Annotated in this window: 19 protein-coding genes; 6 read left to right on the forward strand and 13 right to left on the reverse strand. The window is 48.4% G+C overall.

Annotation, left to right across the window (positions count from 1 at the left end; genetic code table 11):
* Positions 1-37 precede the first annotated feature (37 nt).
* The 3 genes from AYR61_RS01005 to AYR61_RS01015 form a co-directional block, all read right to left on the reverse strand.
* On the reverse strand, positions 38-649 hold the full coding sequence (locus AYR61_RS01005) for a helix-turn-helix transcriptional regulator (RefSeq protein ID WP_054709700.1): 612 nt from the start codon (positions 647-649) through the stop codon (positions 38-40).
* 192 nt (positions 650-841) lie between these two features.
* A complete protein-coding gene (locus AYR61_RS01010; protein WP_065901043.1) occupies positions 842-1,819 on the reverse strand; it encodes an aldo/keto reductase in 978 nt (325 codons plus the stop codon).
* Between the two features lie 338 nt (positions 1,820-2,157).
* Positions 2,158-2,619, reverse strand: a complete 462-nt coding sequence (locus tag AYR61_RS01015; RefSeq protein WP_054709697.1) for an AP2 domain-containing protein — start codon at positions 2,617-2,619, stop codon at positions 2,158-2,160.
* Positions 2,620-2,861: 242 nt separating this feature from the next.
* Between AYR61_RS01015 and AYR61_RS15270 the strand changes: the two genes are divergently transcribed.
* Together AYR61_RS15270 and AYR61_RS01020 are read left to right on the forward strand one after the other, a co-directional pair.
* Complete coding sequence (locus AYR61_RS15270; RefSeq protein ID WP_169790389.1) at positions 2,862-3,017, forward strand: hypothetical protein; 156 nt, start codon at positions 2,862-2,864, stop codon at positions 3,015-3,017.
* Between the two features lie 87 nt (positions 3,018-3,104).
* Positions 3,105-4,637 (forward strand): multicopper oxidase family protein, encoded by a 1,533-nt coding sequence (locus tag AYR61_RS01020; RefSeq protein ID WP_054709694.1) that lies wholly within the window; start codon positions 3,105-3,107, stop codon positions 4,635-4,637.
* A gap of 772 nt (positions 4,638-5,409) precedes the next feature.
* On the opposite strand, the gene AYR61_RS01025 is transcribed toward AYR61_RS01020, so the two are convergent.
* The 3 genes from AYR61_RS01025 to AYR61_RS01035 form a co-directional block, all read right to left on the reverse strand.
* Positions 5,410-8,007, reverse strand: a complete 2,598-nt coding sequence (locus AYR61_RS01025) for an ABC transporter permease (protein ID WP_056987586.1) — start codon at positions 8,005-8,007, stop codon at positions 5,410-5,412.
* A 9-nt stretch (positions 8,008-8,016) separates the two neighbouring features.
* The gene (locus tag AYR61_RS01030; protein ID WP_054709692.1) at positions 8,017-8,718 is read right to left on the reverse strand and encodes an ABC transporter ATP-binding protein; all 702 of its coding nucleotides are present in this window, start codon (positions 8,716-8,718) and stop codon (positions 8,017-8,019) included.
* Between the two features lie 178 nt (positions 8,719-8,896).
* Positions 8,897-9,865: an NAD(P)H-dependent flavin oxidoreductase gene (locus AYR61_RS01035; RefSeq protein WP_065901045.1), complete on the reverse strand. Its 969-nt coding sequence runs from the start codon at positions 9,863-9,865 to the stop codon at positions 8,897-8,899.
* Positions 9,866-10,031: 166 nt separating this feature from the next.
* Here AYR61_RS01035 and AYR61_RS01040 point away from each other — a divergent pair, with 166 nt between their 5' ends.
* Positions 10,032-10,967, forward strand: a complete 936-nt coding sequence (locus AYR61_RS01040) for a LysR family transcriptional regulator (RefSeq protein WP_056987577.1) — start codon at positions 10,032-10,034, stop codon at positions 10,965-10,967.
* A 683-nt stretch (positions 10,968-11,650) separates the two neighbouring features.
* Here AYR61_RS01040 and AYR61_RS01045 read toward each other — a convergent pair.
* The 5 genes from AYR61_RS01045 to AYR61_RS01065 form a co-directional block, all read right to left on the reverse strand.
* Positions 11,651-12,439, reverse strand: a complete 789-nt coding sequence (locus AYR61_RS01045) for a hypothetical protein (RefSeq protein ID WP_065901047.1) — start codon at positions 12,437-12,439, stop codon at positions 11,651-11,653.
* Between the two features lie 179 nt (positions 12,440-12,618).
* The gene (locus AYR61_RS01050; protein WP_318529592.1) at positions 12,619-13,455 is read right to left on the reverse strand and encodes an undecaprenyl-diphosphate phosphatase; all 837 of its coding nucleotides are present in this window, start codon (positions 13,453-13,455) and stop codon (positions 12,619-12,621) included.
* Between the two features lie 219 nt (positions 13,456-13,674).
* Positions 13,675-14,562 (reverse strand): 3-hydroxyacyl-CoA dehydrogenase, encoded by an 888-nt coding sequence (locus AYR61_RS01055; RefSeq protein WP_054709676.1) that lies wholly within the window; start codon positions 14,560-14,562, stop codon positions 13,675-13,677.
* Between the two features lie 286 nt (positions 14,563-14,848).
* Entirely contained in the window at positions 14,849-15,640 is a 792-nt protein-coding gene (locus AYR61_RS01060) for an alpha/beta hydrolase family protein (protein ID WP_156652880.1), read from the reverse strand.
* 164 nt (positions 15,641-15,804) lie between these two features.
* A complete protein-coding gene (locus AYR61_RS01065) occupies positions 15,805-17,181 on the reverse strand; it encodes an FAD-dependent oxidoreductase (protein ID WP_065901051.1) in 1,377 nt (458 codons plus the stop codon).
* A 386-nt stretch (positions 17,182-17,567) separates the two neighbouring features.
* On the opposite strand from AYR61_RS01065, the gene AYR61_RS01070 reads away from it, so the two are divergent.
* Positions 17,568-18,023, forward strand: a complete 456-nt coding sequence (locus AYR61_RS01070) for a MerR family transcriptional regulator (RefSeq protein ID WP_056987572.1) — start codon at positions 17,568-17,570, stop codon at positions 18,021-18,023.
* Positions 18,024-18,061: 38 nt separating this feature from the next.
* Here AYR61_RS01070 and AYR61_RS01075 read toward each other — a convergent pair whose 3' ends face one another.
* A complete protein-coding gene (locus AYR61_RS01075; protein WP_065901055.1) occupies positions 18,062-18,433 on the reverse strand; it encodes a PaaI family thioesterase in 372 nt (123 codons plus the stop codon).
* Positions 18,434-18,467: 34 nt separating this feature from the next.
* On the opposite strand from AYR61_RS01075, the gene menB reads away from it, so the two are divergent.
* Positions 18,468-19,289: a 1,4-dihydroxy-2-naphthoyl-CoA synthase gene (menB, locus tag AYR61_RS01080; protein WP_065901058.1), complete on the forward strand. Its 822-nt coding sequence runs from the start codon at positions 18,468-18,470 to the stop codon at positions 19,287-19,289.
* Between the two features lie 12 nt (positions 19,290-19,301).
* Positions 19,302-20,717 carry an o-succinylbenzoate--CoA ligase gene (locus AYR61_RS01085; protein ID WP_065901068.1) on the forward strand — a complete coding sequence of 472 codons (1,416 nt, stop codon included), beginning with the start codon at positions 19,302-19,304 and terminating at the stop codon, positions 20,715-20,717.
* Between the two features lie 495 nt (positions 20,718-21,212).
* Here the strand turns inward: AYR61_RS01085 and AYR61_RS01095 are convergent, their stop codons facing one another.
* Positions 21,213-22,166: an aldo/keto reductase gene (locus AYR61_RS01095; RefSeq protein ID WP_056987408.1), complete on the reverse strand. Its 954-nt coding sequence runs from the start codon at positions 22,164-22,166 to the stop codon at positions 21,213-21,215.
* Positions 22,167-22,189: the final 23 nt, after the last annotated feature.

The raw sequence follows: 22,189 nt of genomic DNA on the forward strand, positions 1-22,189 counted from the left end.
ACTGACGCTCCGCCCTCAAAACGCCTTGCTCCACACTCTATCCCTGCTCAATAAAATACTGAAAAATCCGATTCTTAGTAATTCTTCCAACCAATTTTTGCGGATCCTGCTTATCCACGATTGGCAGTGAATCCACCATATGCGTCAGCAACAACTGTCCCACCGCTACGAGCGTCATTTCCGCTGTCACCGTCACAATGTTTGGCATTCTTGTCATAATGACACTCACCAGCATCGACTCGGCGTTGTTGTTATTAAAACTGGCCCTTAGCAGATCCTTTCGTGACATCAGACCCACTAACCGGCCGTCCTGATCCACGACGTACAATGAGCCAACATCGTCTAAAAATAACTTGCTGACTGCTTCCGCCAGCGTTGCGTTATCCCGAATGGTCACTGGTGCCTGCATAATATCCGCAATTGGTTTTTCAAACAGTTCGCCGTAGTTTAATCCGACCTGTTGTTCGCCGCGATACACATAACCCACCTTGGGTCTGGCATCTAAGATCTCCACGGCCGTTAACAGTCGCAGATCACCACGGATCGTTGGTACGCTCAGATTAAGCTGGGTTGCAATCTCTTCACCAGTCAACGGGCTGGTTTCCTTTAACATTTTGATAATGGTTTGTTGCCGTTCTGTGAGTTCCACAATTCCGCCCCCGCGTCCTGCTGTCGTAACGGATGATCCGATTCTCTTTATCCCGGCAGCACATTTAATACCGCAATTATAACATTATTATGACGTTCTATTACAACTGATTCCTCATTTTGAACCAAAAATAACCGTGACCCTCGCTGATAGCGGGATTTCACGGTTACTAAGAGTTAAACTACAACTAGTTTACCAGAGATAATCAACGGGATTCTTAATTTCGGCATCGTAAATATCTTGAACGATACCCATTTCCTCAGCCGACAATGCAGGTAAATCAGATGCCCGCGTGTTGCGCTCGATTTGGCTTGGTGTGCTGGCGCCCGGAATGACGGCAGATACAGCATCATACATCAAAATGTAACGGAGTGCCTTTCCAGCGAGATCATCAGTCCCAAGCTTAGTCTTTAAGTCTTGGGCGGCTTTCACACCAGTCAAATAATCAACCCCGGAGAAGGTCTCACCCTTATCAAATAGCTCACCGTTTCGGTTGGTTGTCCGATGATCTTCGGGACCGAATTGAGTATCAGCCGTAAATTTACCCGTCAAGAGGCCACTGGCCAGCGGCACACGTGCGAGAATGCCGACGTTATTTTTCTTTGCGAGGTCAAAAAACAGCTTTGCTGGACGTAATCGGAACATGTTGAAGATGATTTCAACTGCTGAAATGTCATAGTCCATTGCCTTAATGGCTTCTTCGACCCGTTCAACACTGACACCGTAATTTTTGATCTTACCACTCTTTTTCAGATCGTCTAAGGCAAAGAAGACTTCCGGATCGTAGTAACTCATCATTGGCGGACAATGTAACAGCACCATATCCAGAGCATCAACGCCCATATTTTCTAATGATTCATCCACGTAACGACGCAGGTGTTCCGGGTTGAAATGTTCGGCAGTCAACGGCATTTCCTTACGGCCAATCTTCGTCGTAAAGTGCACATCTGGATGTGCGGTGACAAACCGCCCCACAGCCTGTTCACTGTGCCCGTCCTGATAGCCATCCGCTGTATCAAAGAAATTCACGCCCTGCGCATATGCTTCAGCTAACGTGTCGTCGGCATCCTTTTCACTGAATGGATCACCCCACTTGCCGCCTAATTGCCAAGTGCCAAGTGATACTTCACTAATTTTAAAACCTGTTTTGCCTAAGGTTCGATAGTTCATATTTAAGTTCCTCCCGTGTATGTCTTGTGGGTCTATCATCGCACAATTTACAATTCTGTGAAAGGGGTTTCTGAAGGTGTTTTCCTTGTGTTAACAAGTGCTTTTTAATACCACACAAAAACAGCAACCTGGAGAGGGTTGCTGTTTTTGTGGTGTTGGTTTGGATGTTGGTTTGTGTTTTAAATCTGGTGGTTTTGGCTTTCTTGGCCACCGTGCCGAAACGCGTTCCAGAAAACTGAGGGCTAATGCCTAAGGGACTCTGGCAAAAATGCCCAAGCCCAGGCATTTCTGCCAGAGTCCCTTAGGCTCCGCCCTCAAACCGTTTTCTTCCACGCTCTCTACTTCAAATACACCCTCTCCGCTTCCTTCCTTGCCTCAATCGCTTCTCCCATAGTCGGGAAGCTCTTCATCAACACGTAATGCTTATGCACCATCAATCTTGCGAACCACTTGCCCGTTTGTTTGTCGAATGACACCCCCACGACACCGGACTTGTTTCTGCTTGATTGACGCACTGAGCTGTACGCCACACCTTTTTTGGTCGTCAGCTGATCCGTTTGGCCAACATAATGTTGGAACTGATCATTTTGACGCACCCGCTTTTTCGATAATTCTCGTCGTAAACAGCCGCAGCTCTTTGTTGTTCCTGAGCGTAGCCGGACCCCATCAACCACTACCCGCTCGCCACAGTCGCACTGGCACAACCACATTGCATTCTGGTTGACCGCGTTGCGACCGCCAAATTGAAGGACCACTAACCGGCCAAAGCGCCGGTCGGTCAAGTCAATTCGCTTGCTCACGATGGGTTACCTCTATTCTTTTTTGCCGTAATCAATCTGCGATACGGTTTCGGTTTTCAAGTTGACTTGAATCGCCAAGAAATATTATGACATGTCAAAAACACAATTGCAATCGCATTTTCAGGTTTTATTTCAGAATAATATCATATGAAAATTCAGGCCTTGAAACTTAGGATGGATGCGTTATAATTTGTAATGGTTCTAAACAAGAAAATGATACAGGTTAATTAAGGAGGCATTTGATGTCAAAGTTTTGGTCCTGTTTCTTTTTTGCGTTCTATCTGGTTTTGATCTGGGCTGTTTTCACGATGCACACCATGTTTGCCATGCAGCTGATGGCGATCGGTATGTTGCTGGAAGCAACAATTGGCCTTGTCCACGCCTTTCGACCTAGGTGAGCCACGCTCATTTCACTACGTCTGTGCGTTGTGTTAAATTGAAACTGATGTTGATTTAAAAATTGATTCTATACTGGAGGATTTTCTATGACAGAAAAAGTCTACACCGACTACTTCTATAACGAATCGGCCTATAACACGCATGACGGCGGCTATATTCCGCTGGAAGTGCCCGACATCCCGCAACAACCACTTCGGATTCCTGAGTTGTTAAAACCAGATCAAGAAACTGATACAGATATGTACTACACCTTGACTGCCCAAGAAGGCGAAACTCAGCTCTTACCGGGAGCTAAAACAAAGACCTGGGGCTTTAGCGCGCCACTTCTAGGCAAAGCCATTGTGATGAAAAATGGTAAGACAATTCACATGCACCTGCAAAACCATCTGCCTGAAATGACCACCTTTCACTGGCATGGCTTAAACATTCCGGGTCCAATTGAAGACGGTGGGTGTCACGCCCCCGTCTATCCCGATGGCCACCGCGACATTCAGTTTAAGATTCACCAACCAGCTGCAACGGTCTGGCTCCACGCGCATCCGTGCCCAGAAACAGCCTACCAGGTCTGGCGCGGACTTGCCGCACCAGTCATCGTCCAGGATGATGTCGAAGCCAAGCTGCCCTTCCCACGCAACTATGGTGTGGATGACATTCCACTCATTTTACAAGACCGTCACTTCCATGAAAATAATCAGTGGGATTATCGTGCGGATTATGATCCTGATGGCGTCCAAGGGCCAACACCCATGATCAACGGGACGATCAACCCGTACTTTGACGTCACCACCCAACGACTGCGGTTACGGATTCTCGATGGTGCCAACCGGCGCGAGTGGCGACTGCACTTTAGCGACGACCTTGAATTCACCCAAATTGGCTCTGACGATGGCATTTTACCAGAACCCGTCCACTTTACGCACTTAATGACGACCTGCGCGGAACGTCACGAAATCATCGTCGATTTCAGCAATTACAAGCCTGGCGACGAAGTCATTCTCTATTCAGACGACACACCGTTGGTCCATTTTAGAATTCACGAGTTCGCACCTGACCACACACAGTTGCCAGAACACCTCGTCGATATTCCAGATTACGAACCAGACTTGCCGCTACATAAGGTAGTCATGTCTGGTATGGATGAGTACGTGATGATCGACGGCAAAAAGTTCAGTATGCAGCGAATCGACTACAAGATGCCGATCAATAAGACTCAGCTTTGGGACATTACGAATACAAATGACATGGATGGCGGCATGATCCATCCATTCCACATGCACGGCCTGGCCTTTACCATCGTGTCGAGAAACGGCCACGCTCCTTACCCAAACGAAAGGGGACTGAAGGACGTCATCGCGGTCAACCCCGACGAACATGTGGTGATCAAGGTACGCTTTACGGTCCCTGGCGTCTTCATGTACCACTGCCACATCATTGAGCACGAAGATGGCGGCATGATGGCCCAGATTCAAGTCTACGACCCAAAGGACCCAGATAAGCAATACGACCTCATGGATCACGAAACCTTGATGAAGGCCTTCGCGGAGGAACGTGGTGTGGATATGAAGGACCTTTGGTTAGGTGGTATGGGGAGTTATGAGAAGATGGGGATGACGATGTAGAGAGCGTGGAAGGAGCCCTCTGCCTCCTGGAACGCGTTTGGGCAATGTGAACAAGAAGCACGTCGCAAGCCCTACTCATCAGATTAAATCTCAATACACAAACCCACTTAACAGATTTGACAATAGTATCAAAGAACCCAAAAAGGTTCAGTGAAAATGCCAACCGGCACTCTTCACTGAACCTTTTTCTTTTAACAACGATTTAATTGTTTTATTCTTTTAAGTCATTTTCCAGACTCAAGGATTGCGTTAAGGACTGAGGGTTATCTCTGTGTGGTTTTTACTGCTGGCTTTCTTGGCCTCTGTGCCGAGACTTGTTCGGCAAGTAAGACTGTGTATCGGACTCTGACCAAAAAGTCAGACCCGGGATTTTGCGCCTGAGTGCTCAAGTCGACGCGCTTGGCCCTTCTCTAGTGGAAACGCGTTCCGCAAGGCAAGGGGCTACTGTGTAACGGACTCTGGCAAAAAAGTCAGACCCGGACTTTGCTCCTGAGTGCATAAGTCGACGCGCTTTGCCCTTCTCTAGTGGAAACGCGTTCCGCAAGGCAAGGGGCTAACGTGTAAGGGACTCTGGCAAAAAAGTCAGACCCGGGATTTTGCACCTGAGAGCGTAAGCCGACGCGCTTTCCCCATCTCTAGTGGAAACGCGTTCCGCAAGGCAAGGGGCTACTGTGTAACGAACTCTGGCAAAAAAGTCAGACCCGGACTTTTCTGCCAGAGTCCGTTACACTCCGCCCCTTAGGCGCCTTGCTCCACGCTCTGCCTTCACGCTCTACTCACTTGAACTCAAAGCCCCCACCATATCAATCTTCTGCAGTCGCTTATGCGTCACAAACATCACAATGGCCGTAAATGCCGCCATCAACACAGTTGCGACGATGAAACCTGTCAGATGGATCGTTAGTGGGAAAATGACCTGAGCCGTCGCCGCCTGCTTCATGATATACCCTGTCAGCAGTTCGCCGACGCCGTAGCCCACGATAATGCCGGCAATCGTCAGCACGATATTTTCGCGCACAATGTACATTGTCACTTCGTTATCGTAGAAGCCCAGCACCTTAATGGTCGACAGCTCACGGATTCGTTCCGACACATTGATATTGGTCAAATTATACAGCACAACGAATGACAGGATGCCTGATAGCAAAATGAAGATGGCCACCACCGGTTTTAGCGATCCAGACATCGTCGAAACTGTCGTCTGCTGATCCTTGGTGTAGCTGGTCCCCATAACACCACCGTGATTAATGAGCTTATGCGCCAGAGATTTACGTTGTTTGTCAGTTTGATGATTAAACTGGACCAGCAAAGTATTCATGGTTGGTGTTTCATGCAACAGCTGTTTGTATGCCGCACGGCTGAGATACATAAAATGCCCCATGTAGTTTTCGGTGATGCCCGTCACCTTAGCTGTGCCCTGCTTGTTGTCGGTGGTCGTGACCTTAATGTGGTCGCCCACTTTGACGTGCAGCAGGTCCGCTGTCTTTTCAGTGAGGACAACACCATTCTTCGGCAGCGACAATGATTTACCAGTGTTGGCGTTTCGAACCGTCACGTAGCGTTTAAACTGGGCAACGTTGTCGGGTGCGTAAATGTTCACATCATTGACCTGGTGCCCATTTGTCTTGAGGTCGCCCACGTTAGCGGCAACGTCCGTGTGGCTGTGGTACTGGTCGTTGTTGTTCAAAATCTGATCAGCCTTATCTTCCTGCCCAGCCGTGCGCAGACGCATCGTGGCTTGGTAGTGGATAATGTCGTTGTACTGTCGGGTTCCGCTGGCGCCGATTGAATCCTGAATCCCAAAACCGGTCAGGATCAGTGCGGTTCCGCCTGCGATCCCAATAATGGTCATGAACATCCGTGATTTAAATCGAAACAGGTTCCGGTAACTCACTTTTCGGTTGAAGCTCAGCCGATTCCAGAGCGGTGTGATGCGTTCAAGCATGATTCGTTTAGCCGATTTTGGCGACCGTGGCCGCATCAGGTCTGCCGGTCCTTCCGTCAGTTCACGCCAAACGACATAGGCAGCTGCACCCACCGTGGCAATCATAGAAAAGAGTAGCGCCCAGCCAATATCGCCCCACTGAAATTTCACGACCCATTTCAACGGAATGTACGTCTTGTATAAGGCCAGCACGATTCGCGGTAACGTGGTGTTCCCAATAAGAGCACCAAGTACCGTCCCAATCAGACCCGCCGTTAACGCATAGGCCAAGTAGTTTTTCGCAATAGCCCACTTCGAATAGCCCAACGCCTTAAACGTCCCAATTTGACTGCGGGCTTCTTCGACCATCCGCGTGATCGTCGTAAAGGTGATCAGCGCGGCAATGAGGAAGAAAAACACCGGGAAAACGTTGGCAATGGCCGCAATCCGGTCGGAACTTTCACCATAGGCTTGGAACCCTGGCAGATCATTGCGGTCCTGCCACGTGTAGGTGGTTTTGCCAGCCGCCAGTGCCTTAGTCTTCGCGGCTTTCAGCTGAGCGGCCTCCTTGGTCAGGGTAACATCTTGTTGTCCCGCCAAATTAGCGGCACTGCCCCCCTGTTGACCGGCTTGTTGCAGCTGCTTCTTAGCAGCAGTGATTTTGGCTAACTGTTGATCAAGCGTGACAACTGTATTGCCAAGAAGGGCCTTCGTCCGTGATGCTGCCCGGGGCTTGAAGACCTTCTTAAGGGCGGTCACCTTAGCGTTAACTGCGTCACTGTAACCATCCGTAAAGGTGCCCTTTGACTGCAGATTGTGAAACCCAATGTTCAGCATCATAGCCACTTTCAGGTTCATCTCACGCTGCGGGATATAGGCGAGGTAGCGCACAGTGCCATCGCCAACATCGGCCGAGCCTCGGGTGGAATCGTCAATGTACATCGGCGAATCCGCAAAGCCGACGATCTTGTAAGACCGGTGTTTGAGTTTCGCTGATTTACTGAAGGTATACGTTTGGCCGAGCTTATACCCGTCGTTGTCCTTCGCCAGTTCATCTAAAACGATTTCGTGCCCGTTTCGTGGCATGTGCCCTGAGCGAAGGGACAGTTTGTTGTAGCGCGCGTCCTTGGTGTAACCGTACAACGCCACAGCGGCCTGGTCTTTGCCACCGACAACATCCTTAAACTTAACCAGCTCAGCCTTCGCACCAGCCACTTTCTCAGCCAGTTGAACGTCTTTGTGCGTAAACCCAGTAGTCGAAAACGCCTGCACGTCGCTGAGTTTCGCATCCTTGACCGTTTTATCCGCAGAATCGTTTAACGTCGGACCCGCTGCCTTAATGCCAACAAAAATTTGGACACCCAGCAAAATAATTAAAATGATCGCGATAAATCGGCCCTTACCGTGACTGATCTCACGCCACATGTTCTTAGTCATTGGTTTCAATCTCGTCACCTACCATTCAATCTCATCGATAGGTGTTGGGGTCGGATTATCCTCAACGCTGCGCACTTTAGCATCGTTAATGCGGATGACCCGGTCAGCCATTTTAGCGAGCGCCGCGTTATGCGTGATGATCAACACCGTTTTACCCTCTTGGCGGCTGGCGGACTCTAATAATTTGAGCACTTGCTTACCAGTCTTATAATCCAGAGCACCTGTGGGTTCATCACACAGTAACAGTTTCGGATTCTTTGCCAAAGCCCGGGCAATGGCGACCCGTTGCTGCTCACCACCGGAAAGCTGCGATGGAAAATTATCCAATCGCTCGCCCAGCCCCACTTGTTTAAGCACCGTTGCGGCATCCAACGCATCGGCTACGATCGAAGAGGCGAGTTCAACGTTTTCCTTGGTCGTTAAGTTCGGAATCAGATTATAAAATTGAAAAACAAACCCAACGTTGTGCCGCCGATATTCGGTCAGTTGTTTATCATTGAACTTAGCAATATCAGTCCCATCAATGATCACTTGGCCATCGCTTGGATTGTCCATCCCGCCAAGAATGTTTAGAACGGTCGACTTCCCCGCACCACTTGGCCCAAGGATAACGGTCAGCTGACCCTGTTCCGCTTCAAAAGAAACATCATTATTGGCAATAATTTGGGTCTCACCCATTTGATAACGTTTAAATTCATGTTTAACTTCTATGTAAGCCACGAAAAATCCCTCCATCATACTCACGCGTCTTAGAACTATTAAGGCGGTAAATGAAAGGCCTGACAACCGGTAATTCAGTGGGTTAATGATTTTTTAAGTCTGGCAGGTGGGTACCAAACCGCATTAAAAAGGGACTTGAACGGCCAACATTCACCGTTCAGGTCCCAAATATTACAGTTTAGTCGAGGTCAGCAGTCAGTGTGTCAATGATCGCGCTGACTGGCTTAATGTCATGAATTAACGAAATCCCGGTGCCGACTGAAATATAGCCTTTGTCAATATCACCGTCCAGCATCCCGACCTTCATGTTTCGAATACCGCCTTGTAACTTCGCCAGTTCTTCACGCGTGGCGCCTTCGGCATCGCGCTTGACGAGCTCATCAGCTAATGCGCCAGGCAGTGACCGGTAGTAGGATGGCCAGGTCTTGTACATGCCGAGGTCAACGGCATTGTTGGTGATAATAGCCTGCTTCACATTATCGGGCACCCGACACTCCTGGCTGGCGATGAAGGCCGTGCCACAATAGAGGCCTTCAGCACCCAGATCAAAGGCTGCCTTTGCGGTGCGGGCGTCCGAAACGGCCCCGGCTGCCAAGACGGGAATAGAAACAGCATCCGCCAGCATCGGCACAATTGAAAAGGTGCCGATCACGCGACCAGGCAGGGTACCACCCTCATCAAAGCCGGTGGCAACGATGGCATCAGCGCCAGCTGCCTCGGCCTGTTGTGCGCCTTCAACAGTTGGATTCAGTTCCCGATAGATGACTTTCATATCGTGAGCCTTCATGTCTTTAATCAGGTCAGTATCGATCTCACCTGAATAAAGAGCAACGGGGACGTGTTCTTCGTAAACAACTTTTAAAATGGGTTCCGCAAATGTATTCGGGAAACTGGTCATCCAGCCAATGTTAACGGCAAACGGTTTGTCACTCAGCTGGCGAACTTTGCGAATCTCGTCACGCATCCGTTCTGCTGTTTCACCAGGATCAGGTGTGACCGTTGTTTGACCAGCGTTGAGGCCAAGGACACCCATTCCGCCCGCATTGCCAACGGCAGCGACTAGTTTAGCATCCGTCAACCAGGCTAAGGCACCCTGAATCACTGGCTTTTCAATTCCTAACACATCACAAAGACGATTTTTACTCATTTTAATAGGCCTCCTATATTACTAAAAAGAAATAATAACTTGTCAACGTTGATTGTTCATTAATGAACTTCTATGGTACAATGCCATTATTAATTGGAGTGTCTCAAAAGTCTAATTCATATTTTGAAAGTCATTATTACTTTTTAGAAATAATGGGAGGCAACTGATGCACAACACGCAACTCTTACTTAACATTTTGAATACGGTCCGCTATGAGGACACCCTCACCACAGTGGCTGCCCGCCTCTATTTGAGTCAACCCTACGTTTCCAAGATCATCAAGGAAGCTGAACAAAAATATGGCATGACACTCATTTTGAGAAACAAAGTGCCAATCACGCTAACCGACGCGGGTACCGTTTTGTTACAAAGTCTTACCCAAATTGAAAATACGAATCAAGCGTTGGCGCAACGACTAGAGACGCTCAAGCGTCACGAAAATGAGACCATCAACATTGCGTTTAATCAACCCGTTGCCAGTGCAGAATTGGCCCAACTTGCAACGCAATTAAAGGCCAGTTTTCCAGACAACCGGTTGAATTTCTTTGAACGGAGTACCAGTAGTTCGGAAAATCTACTGCTGAGCCAGCAAATGGATATCGTCGTGGGTCCACGCCAAAACAACCCAGCGTTTGTTTGCCAGTCGCTGGACCAAACTCAAGTCGGCTTTTTAATTTCAAACGAGTGCCGCGTCTATGAACCAGGCCGGTTTATCTACCCCTATTCCGCTGCCGACCTCAGTGAACTTAGTCACTATGACTATATCGGATTGTCAGACCGCTCATTGCTTCAACAACAGCTCAACGCGTTATTTGAACAGCATCACATTCAAGTTGAAGAAATTCTAAGTCTACCGGATATCTTTACGGCAACCCGCGCCGCCTATGATCTCAAAACAACCACGTTGACAACGATGGCCATCGCAGCCACCGTTATTCAACCGGATGAGCCCTATAATCTCATGATGTTGCCACCTGAGATCATCGCGCTGGATAACACGGTCATCCACACGAATAAGGCCAGTACCCTAGTTGCGGCTTGTAGTCATGCGCTTTGGCAGCTATTGTCTCAAACACGATCTGCATTAGTCGACAACCGGTAACGCTGTGATTACTGGAGCACTATGACCAAACAAAAGACTCATCATTTTTTAGACTGCCGCGCCGTAACGCGTTCTGCCGCACTCATCAAAAAAAGTCAGCACCCAAGTCATTGACGCGACTTGATTACTGACCAGTACCGTTATAGAAACAATGTTGCTTCATTCAGTTCTCCAACTAGTATCCTTTACCGAAGTGACGTCTGCAAAATAACAATCAGGCTCCCCAGCCTAACAGTCAACAGGTCGTCCAAAGTAACGTGCGTAAGTTTGTGGGTGTCACGTCCCTATAACCTGGCACTCGGTGAAACCTACTCATGCCCCCGCTAAATCCCACTAACAGGGTAACTACATGCATTACCTATTCCCCAGCACACAGTTGCTGTTCTTAAGTCAAACAACTGGTGGTGAACTTGATCACGGTCATAGTATAACATCTTGTGAACTGTTTAACAATAATTATTTTTACAGAATTGTTGTTTTGTCTTGTTGTTGTTTGATTGGGGTGGAACAGGTTTGTGGCTGTGATTTTTTGATATGGCGCTTGGCTTTCTAGGCTACCGTGCCGAAACGCGTTCCAGAAGGCAAAAGGTTGCACACAAGCAGACTCTGACACAAATTCCAAACCCAGGAATTTCTGTCAGAGTCTGCTTGTGCTCCACCTTTTAACCGCCTTCTTCCACGCTCTACTTCCTTCTATCATCAAACCCACAAACACTCACCAACCCAATCACACCAGCCAGCAATCCCCAGCCGCTAAATGACGCGATACTGCCCGCTGCTTCGCTAGTTTGGGGCAACGTCTTATTTGTTGTTGGCGTGACCTTAATGCTTGGGTATGCGTCGGGTGTAGTTGCAGCGTATGAACCCTTGGCATTTGAAGAGTCCTGCTTTACTGTTGTCACCTTACTCGACCGACTTGTTCCTCGAGTTACAGGTTGTTCCTGCTGGTCAGACGACTTAGCCGTTGCACCTGATGCTTTTGCGGTTGTTGTACCAGGCGTCACCACAGTCATAATATCCGACGTCGTTTGCCCACTCGTCTGTGCCAGATCTGCCGTTTTTTCAACGGTAATTGTGGCAGCACGTTGTCCGGGTTGGATAAACCCATAATATGTTCCACTTAGCAAAGAATACCCAGCAGGCACAATACTAGAAACACTTGGCAGTAGCTGACCCACCGGCCCATTATAATAAACCGGTGATCCAATCAGCCGACCAGCAGTGTCCTGAAATGTAATCGTCAGACTGCCCATCTTCGCTGCCTGTGTCGTCGTTGTTTGCGTGCTACTAGCCGCTGCCGTTTGGGCTTGCTGTGACCCACTTGACATGCCTGCTTGCGGCGTGGGTGTCACCGCCAAGCTTGTGTTGCTCGCAGCATTAGTTGCTGCTCGCCCCGTTATGGTACCAGTAAGACCCAAGCCGAATAATACAGCTGTTCCGAGCACAAGTCCCCGTTTCAAAATCACCCTCATGCCTGCTCCTCCTTCTTTCCAGCACTGCGTCTAATTCCCCCGAATGAACCGCAACTGCTGACCGATAAATGATGGTTTCATTATGGCATGAAATATCAGTAATAGCTAGCTTAATCAAGGGATTTAGCCGGGTAAATTTTACTATTTATATTTTGAAGCACGTAGCCACTGTTCACCGATTATTTGATAAGCTGTTGAAGACCAAAATAGCCAAAAATGATCAGGCCTAATGCAATTCGGTACCACCCGAAAATTTTAAAATCATGGTATTGAATGAACCGCATCAAAAACTTGATCGCGGCGTATGCAACAACGAATGAGACAATCACACCTACTGCTAAGACAAAACTCTCTGGGCCAGTCAGATGATTACCATGCAGGGTAAACTTAAGCACCTTCAAGGCGCTGGCGCCAACCATGGTTGGAATCGCCAGAAAGAAGGAGAATTCTGTGGCAACAAACCGACTCGTTCCCAGTACCATGGCGCCCAAAATAGTTGCGCCTGAACGCGACGTCCCAGGCACTAGCGATAAGAGTTGGCAAAGACCGATCGTAAAGGCGAGTGGTAGAGAGAGACGGTTCAGCGCTGTTGTTTTAGGTCTTCGATTGGCGTTGATCTGCTCAACGACAATAAATAGCACACCATACACGATCAAAGTAGTCGTAATGACTGGCCAGGTGGTCAGATGTGCATCCATGAAATCGTCGACGAATGGCCCAACCACTAAACTGGGCAACATCGCAACCACCACTTTTACCCAAAGTACCCAAGTCGCATGACGTTCGGTCGTTGTCTTACCGGGTGCGATTGGATTCAACTTATGAAAATACAGCACGACAACAGCCATGATGGCGCCAAGTTGAATGACAACCATGAAGAGGTTGATAAACGCGACAGGCTCATGAAGATGGATAAAGGCGTTCGCAAGGTAGAGGTGGCCCGTCGAACTGACGGGTAGAAATTCAGTAATCCCCTCGATCACACCAAGAATAATGGCTTGCATTACAGTTACTATCATAAAAATGGGTCGCTCCTTTAGCCTATTTTTGTGGGTCACTCTATAACTACGCAATGTATCGTGATTGTTCGAATTTTTTTTCAGACCATTAAAAGCACAGAAAACCGTAAACAAGCCACCTGCACTACGCTGTTTTCTGATGAGAAAACCAGCCTGGTTCAGGTGGCTTATTTATGCTATCTAACGGGTATCAGTAAGCTTGTTACCCCAGACAGTCTATGCCAGAAAATCCGTTTGTTGATAAGCCGGGTCTGGATACGTGTAGAATCCATGACCGCTTTCCAACCCCAAATTACCGTCATCGATCATCTGCTGCACCTTGGCTAACGTCTTCTTAAACGCTGGATTGTCGCCCTGACGTTCCTGCGTGATATTGAAGAAGGTGCGTAAGCCAACAAGGTCAATCGTTGCGAATGGCCCCATGGGTGCCCCGCCATCGATCATCCAGGTCTTATCCACTGTCTGCGGTGTCGCAATATCTTCGCCCCAAAGATAAGCGGCGTTTTCCAGGAATGGTGTTAACAGTGAATTTAAAACGTAACCCGGCTGTTCTTTTTGCACCACGATCGGCACCATCGAAATCTCATGCGCAAACGTGGTTAACGTAGCGATGACCTTCGGATCAGTCCCAGGGTGGCCCATAATCTCAGCCGTATTATGCTTCCAGATCTGGTTGGCAAAGTGCAAATTAGCAAACTGGCTCGGCCGGTCTGTCTGATCTGCAAATTGCGATGGCAGAAAGGTAGATGAATTTGACGCAAAGATCGTTCTGGCATCGGCAATGCCCGAAATGAGATGGTAAAAATCGGTTTTGATAGTGGTCACTTCAGGAATTGCTTCAATAACCAAGTCGACATTACCGAACGCAGTGTTTGGGTCACTCGTAACCTGTATCCGCGCATGCGTCTCGTCCAGGTCTGCCTGAGTCGCATGCATATCGCCCTGATACGATGCGTCCAGCCGTTGGAGTCGATTCTTTGCCGCGGTCAAGGCCTCGTCATTGATATCATAAATCGTGACGTGCTTACCAGCATATGCTGTTTGGTACGCAATTTGACTGCCCAATGTGCCGCCACCAGCAACCGTTACCGTTTGAATCCTCATATCGTTCACCCCTATGTGTAGTTTTGGAAATTAATTCCAACCTCACTGTAGCATAATTAGTTAACCCCATTCATTAACTAGCCATGATAATTAACTGACAGTCCGGCCATTAAAAAACGGCCGAGCAATCAAATAGCCACGGCCGTTTCTTATTTCATTAGTTGTCTCAGTTAGTCCAACCGTTCAAAAGGTTGATGGTTAAACAAGTTAACTAGTTTTTGTTTCTCAGTAATTTCTTAGAGAATTTAAGAATTATCTTAGCGATTCATTAAATACGCATAATGTCTTATTTTTCTAAATGAGCATCTAAAAACAGCATTGTCTGGTTAAAAACGTCATCCAAATACCCCTTAGCGTGCCGCGTTCCCGGAATCATCATCATCAGCTCAAACGGTCGTTGATGATACGTCATCGCTTGCGCAACCTGTAACACGCCGCTGGTAGGCACAAATTCGTTTAATGAGTTCGCCAAGAATAGCGGCCCCGTCGTGTCGCTAATGCGATGCACCGGCGTTGCCGCCTGCCACTCAGAGGTTTCACCGTTAAAGTAGTTGGTCACAAACCACTTATAAAAACTGTCGTTGTGCCCGTCCTGATTAATCTGGGCGCTGGCCGTGCTGTTGAAACTGCTCGTGTCACCCTCTGCCGCAACAACATCTTCGTGGTGCTCAAGCCAGTCATCAATGTCGAGAATACCAGATAATGACACCGCAGGCATCCCCGTTTGAATGGCTAATTCAACCGACATGTTTCCGCCGGCCGATGAGCCGACAACAGCGGTTTGTTGCGGCAGATCCTGAGTCTTCAGCCAGGCTACCAGTGTCGCCATGTCTTCTAAGGGTGCCGGGTAATAAGCTTCAGGTGTAATCCGATAATTCGGCACCACTGCCGCATAGCCGCCAGCAACCAGTCGTTCAGCCCAGTCAGCATCCTTGCCCTTGTCTCCGCGGAACCAGCCACCGCCATGAATATCAATGATCGTCGCCCGTGCTGGTTTACTGTCATCGTAATAAAGATCTGTTTTTAACTCGTGCTCTGGATCGTACACTACGTCAGTTTTTGTAATCAACCCCATCAAAATGCACTTCCTTTCAGATTTCACAGTGAGTATCGCGCGATTAGCTGACCAGGTCAATAATTTGAACTTGGTTATCGTTGACCTAAATGTCGTAAATAAGGGCATCAAAAAACAGCCATCAGGATTTAATTCCGCCTGACAGCTGCTAAAATGATCGTTTTATTTTATTTAGTAAATTCTGGTTCGCCCAGTGCGTGTTGTGCAGCTAGGTTCAACAAGCTCCATTGACGATCAAAGCCTGGTTGGAAGAAGAAGTCAGCTTGTGCGAGGTCTTCCAAACGCAATCCTTGTTGCACAGCCAAGGCAATCACGTTCTCTTGAGCCGTAATGTCATAGGTTGATAAGACGGCACCACCCAAGATCTTGTGAGTCTGTGGGTCAAAGTCTAACCCAACATAGACATCCGGGTTGCCCTTTTCAGTAGGGACATAAGCTGGCCGCAAGGTATCCTTGTAGAAGGAAGTCTTGATGGTCACACCAGCTTTTTTAGCAGTGGTTGTGTTTAAGCCAGATGAAGCAAAGTGGTAATCAAACACACTCAGTGCTGATGAACCGACCACACCTTGGAATGGTACTGAAGGTGTGTTTTCGAAGATGTGATCGACCACGTAACGCGCTTCACGACGAACGACAGTGGCCAAAGCAATTGGCATCTTGGTTTGAGCAGGGATCGAGTAAGCTAACACAGCGTCACCCATGGCGTAAACGTCAGGAACGTTTGTGCGCAGATATTCATCCGTTTCGATCCAGCCACGGTCATCCAAATCGATGGTTCCCTTTAACCAAGCAGTGTTTGGCTTAACGCCGGCTGCTTGAATGACCAAGTCACTTGGATATTCAGCATCGCTCGTCTTCACAGCGGTAACCTTACCAGAACCTTCATAGGATTCAATGTGGGCGCCCGTAACGACGTCAACGCCCTTATCAGCTAATTTCTTAGCCAAAACATCGGTCAAATCAGCATCCAGGTAGTTGCCCAGAGGCCGGTCGATCATGTCGATCAAGGTCACGTGCTTGCCGGCTTTGGTGCTGGCCTCAGCAGCTTCAACACCAATGTAACCAGCACCGATAACGGTAATGTTTTTAACGGTTGGATCAGCGAGCTTTGCCTTGATCTTTTCGGCCCAGTCCTTACCCCGCATCAGATAAACATTTTCCAAATCGTGGCCAGGAACCGGTAAATCGTTTGGCGTTACCCCTGAACTCAGGATCAACTTATCGTAGTCATAATTCTGCGTTTCGCCAGACTTTAAGTCCTTAACAGCAACCTGCTTGTGATCAGTATCGATCTTGGTTACTTCGTGGTTAGCGTATACTTCTGCGCCGCGTTTTTCCAGGTCTTCTGGCCGGAAATTACGGACGTCATTGACATCTGTGACACTGTTTTCAAGATATAATTCCATCCCACATGACATAAATGAAATGAAGTCGCCTGCTTCAAATAATTTGATGTCGAGATCTTTATACTTGCGTGTTAATTCCAAAACAGATTGGTGACCACCATGTGATGCACCAACAACAATAACCTTTGTCTTTGACATAAAAATATAGCCTCCCAATGATTCGTCAGCCCACTAATCCTGTCAGCCCGCTCACGAACCAGCTTTTTCGTTTCGCCTTCTATGTTAGAATGATTCTAAACAATAGTCAACCGCTTTCAAGAAAAAATATGAATAAGTTTCTTATTCATATTTTATATCGGAATTTCAAACCTACTCCGTTGTAACTGTCGCTTTGTTCTGTCAGCCTGCTAAAATCACAGCATAATCGACTTCATAGCCTACAGTTAAACCGCTTTCTTGAACACTCTTACCTTAACACACTATATTCCAATTTTGCAAAACTAAATAACACACAATGTAAGTTTACTTAGAGTCGACTCTAAGTGGTAAACTAGACCCACTACTACTTAAGGGGGAAACCACCCATGATGTATTCAATCGGGCAAGTTGCTGAAAGATCAGGCCTCAGCAGCTACACGCTGCGCTACTACGACCACGAAGGCCTCATGCCCTTCGTTCACCGCAATAAAGCTGGTCGGCGCGAATTTTCTGAGCATGACCTTGATTTCATCGACCTCATTACGTGTTTAAAAGGCACTGGCATGCAGCTTAGCGAAATCCGAAAATTCGTGGAAATGTCGATGGCTGGCGACGAAACGTTAGCCGACCGTTTGGCCATTTTTAAAGCTCAGCAAGAAGCCGTTCACGACCAAATGGCACAGCTGCAAAAACATCTCGACAAACTCAATTTTAAAGTACGCTACTTCGAAGCTGCCTGTGACGCAGGCACTGAGGATGCGGTCATCGCGAACTGCGACATTCCGAATTCGCCCATCACAATTGATGACTCAAAACGGGTTAAACCAAACAAAGTCAGCTAATCAAAAATGGCCCGGTACATTACGCACCGATGCCATTTTTAGGCTGGTTTGACCGTGACCGCCAACGTCACCGTACTAAAGCTGGTCAAGGTTTCTCCGACTCGGGTCTCAACCTGCCAGACCTGCGTCGTGCGGCCAATTCTAATTGGCGTCGCGCTGGCAACGAGCTCGCCAGTTGCAGCTGGTTTTAAATGATGCGTATGCACATCCAGCCCCACCGCAACGTGCGTGTCATCCAAATTTGCGTTACCACCGATGGACGCAGCACTTTCTGCTAACACAGCGTTAATGCCGCCATGAACGATTCCGTACGGTTGTTTAATCGCATCCGTTATATTTAGTGATATAATAACGTTGTTTTTTGAAACTGAAACCTGCTTTATCCCTAACGTTTCTAATAAATTATGCATCATAATAACCTCAAATCTGAAAGGATGAGTTAAATTGACATCAGTGACATGGGAGACTGTAAAAACCTACGACTGGATCTTCTTTGAACGCGCAGATAAAATTGCGAAGATCACCATGAACCAGCCCGACAAATTGAATGCGTTTACGCCTGGCATGGTTCAGGACATGATCGACGCGTTTACTTACTGTCGTGATGATACCACAATTGGCGTGATTATTTTAACCGGTGCGGGCGACAAGGCCTTTTCTTCCGGTGGCGACCAGTCCGTTCGCGGCAACGGCGGGTATGTCGGCAACGACCACATTGCCCGACTCAACGTGCTGGACCTGCAACACCTGATTCGGATCATTCCAAAACCGGTCATCGCAATGGTGAAAGGCTGGTCAGTCGGCGGTGGAAACATTCTCCAGCTGGTCTGTGACCTGACCATTGCTGCTGACAACGCCCAGTTCGGCCAAACTGGTCCCAAGGTCGGTAGTTTTGACGCCGGCTACGGTTCCGGCTATCTGGCACGTGTCATCGGCCATAAACGGGCTAAGGAAGTCTGGTTCCTCAACCATTTCTACAGCGCGGAAGAAGCCTACCAAATGAACTGGATCAATAAAGTCGCCCCACTGGCTGACGTCGAATCTGTCACGCTGGACTGGTGTAATGAAATTTTGACGAAATCACCGACTGCCCTGCGGTTTATTAAGGCAGCCATGAACGCTGATACGGACGGTTTGGCCGGGTTGCAGCAACTTGGCGGTGACGCGACGATGCTGTTTTACCAAACGGATGAGGGTAAGGAAGGCCGCGATGCGTTTAACGAAAAGCGCAAGCCAGATTTCGATAAGTACCCAAAGTTCCCATAGGAAGGCGATCGTTTGGATAATTGGTTATGTAAACAAGCACGCCTCAGCCCTGACCGAATCGCGGTGACGGACGGCAAACAACAACTGAGCTTTCAGGCGCTCGCGACTGATGCCGGCCATATTGCCGGTCAATTAACCGCCAACAATATCCCGGCTCAAACGCGGGTCGCCGTTCTAGCAAACAATACACTGGCAGGCTACCGAATCGCCATGGCGCTCCTAGGCTCTGGTAGGACGATCGTCTGGCTCAACAAACGGCTTACGACGGCGGAACTGTTGCGTGAATTTGTCGACTGCCAGGCCAGCACTTGTCTAGTCGCAGACGATTTATGGCGGACTGATTTTCCTGAGGCGTTTATTCAATTCAGTGTTTTATTGGCAACGGCCGCCGATCCCGAATCATTGCAATCAGACTTTGATCTGCCGCAAGTTGCCAGCATCATGTATACTTCTGGGACAACGGGTGCCCCAAAAGGTGTCTTACAGACGTTTGGCAACCATTACAATTCAGCTTTAGCTTCAGCACTGAATCTTGGTCTGACGCCAAATGATGACTGGCTCTGTGCGGTACCGATCTTTCACATCAGCGGTTTTTCAATCATGATGCGCGGACTGATCTACGGCATGACGGTGCGCTTAACTGAACGGTTTGACGCTGAAGCCATTAACACGATTCTGGTCAACGAACCGGTCACTGCAATGTCGGTCGTCCCCTACATGCTGAAAAAGTTATTGGCGTTTCAAGAAACGAACTCAGCCCCATATAATGCTCACTTTAGAACCATGTTGCTTGGTGGCGGGCCAATTGATCGCACCACGCTTAAACGCTGCGAGCAGCTGCATATCAGCGTTGTCCAGTCGTACGGGATGACGGAGACGTGTTCGCAAATCGTCGCGCTAAGCAACCAGGATGCGGCCGCTAAGATTGGGTCAGCGGGTCAGCCGTTATTTAGCACGCAACTCATGATCAGCGATGACAACGAGATTCTGTTGAAGACCCCCGCCCTGACGCCAGGTTACCTCAACCGGCCAACCGCCCTATTTGACAAAACAACTGCGGATGGTTGGTACAAAACTGGCGATGTGGGTCAACTGGATGACGATGGCTTCCTCTTTGTCGACGGCCGGCTGGATGACATGATCATTTCGGGTGGCGAAAATATTTTCCCGGATGAGATTGAAGCAGTCTACCAAAACTGCCCCGGAATCCGTGATATTGCGGTGGTTGGCGAACCCAACGACACTTGGGGCATGGTACCCGTAGCGTTCGTGGTGGCAGATGAACCGCTGGACACGCTGACGTTTAAGCAGTATGGTCGCGACCATTTGGCCCACTATAAGGTGCCAAAACGGTTTATTGCGATTGATGCGCTGCCGGTGAATGCTGGTGGGAAGGTGCAGCGGGTGGTGTTGAGGAAACTATTGTAGAGTGCGGAGGAAAACGGGTTGAGGGCGGAGCCTAAGCCAACTCTGGCAGAAATGCCTGAACTTGGCATTTTTGCCAGAGTTGGCTTAGGCTCCGCCCTCAGTTTTCTGGAGCACGTTTCCGCTCGGTGGCCTAGAAATGCCTTCAATACTAACTTTAAATCAAAAAACAGTCTCGAACCGACAATCACATGTCGATCCGGGGCTGTTTTTAGTTTTTAGCTACTTTAATTTTTAGCTTTCTTGGCTACCATGCCGAAACGTGTTCAGCAAGGCACGGGGCGGCCATGTAACGGACTATGACCAAAAAGTCAGAACCGGACTTTGGTGTATTTCTGCTATGAAGTGGTCTTGGCAACGTGCGCTACTTTTACATTGCTGAAACGTGTTCAGCAAGGCACGGGGCGGCCATGTAACGGACTCTGGCAAAAATGCCAAACCCAGGCATTTCTGCCAGAGTCCGTTACATTCTGCCCCTAAACCGCCTTACCTCACACTCTACGGCAAATCATTCCCAGCCGCAAAATACAAATCATACCACTCCTGCTTCGTCAGCTGAACATCGGCACCGGCAATACTTTCTGTCAGGTGTTCCTTGTTCATTGACCCCAAGATCACCTGCATATTTGCTGGGTGACGGAGGATCCAGGCCGTTGCAATACCGTTTTTGGTACTGCCCTTTGCATCAGCCAACTCTTGGAGCTTCTTGTTTAATTCAGGGAACTTTGGGTTATCAATATATGGACCTTCAAACAGGCCATACTGGTATGGAGACCATGCTTGGATCGTCATGTTGTGTAACCGTGAGTATTCAATCATGCCGCCATCGTGGTCGACACTGGCATCGTCTTCCATGTTCACGTGCAACCCGGCACGAATGGCGCCAGCATGCATGACACTAAACTGCAACTGGTTCACCATCAATTTTTGGTCAACCGCAGATTGAATCAGGTTAACCTGGTTAGGGTTACAGTTAGAAACACCGAAGTGGCGGACTTTGCCAGCCGCCTGCAGTTCGTCAAATGCCGCAGCAATTTCGTCTGGTTCCATCAGTGGGTCTGGTCGGTGTAACAGGAAAAAGTCCAAATAATCGATCTGCATCCGTTTCAAAATACCGTCGACAGCTTCAATCAAATGGTCCTTAGAAAAATCATACCGCATCCCAAACACAAGGTCATCGTGACTGCGTTTAGGATCTAAAATGATGCCACCCTTTGACTGGATGATCAGGTCTTCACGCTTAACGCCAGCTTTCTTCAACGCTTCGCCAAAGACCTCTTCAGATTGACCTGAGCCATAAATATCAGCTGAGTCGATAAAGTTAACACCGTGATCATGAACGGTGTCCAAAACGGACGCAGCCTCATCAGAATTCAACTTCAGCATGCGCATGATGCCAAGCGCAACGGCTGAAGTCTTTAAATTGGAATTGCCAATCGCAACTTCTTTCATATCTGAAACCCTCCTAAATAGTG

Origin of the sequence: Secundilactobacillus paracollinoides (assembly GCF_001702155.1) — a bacterium.
GTDB lineage: Bacteria > Bacillota > Bacilli > Lactobacillales > Lactobacillaceae > Secundilactobacillus > Secundilactobacillus paracollinoides.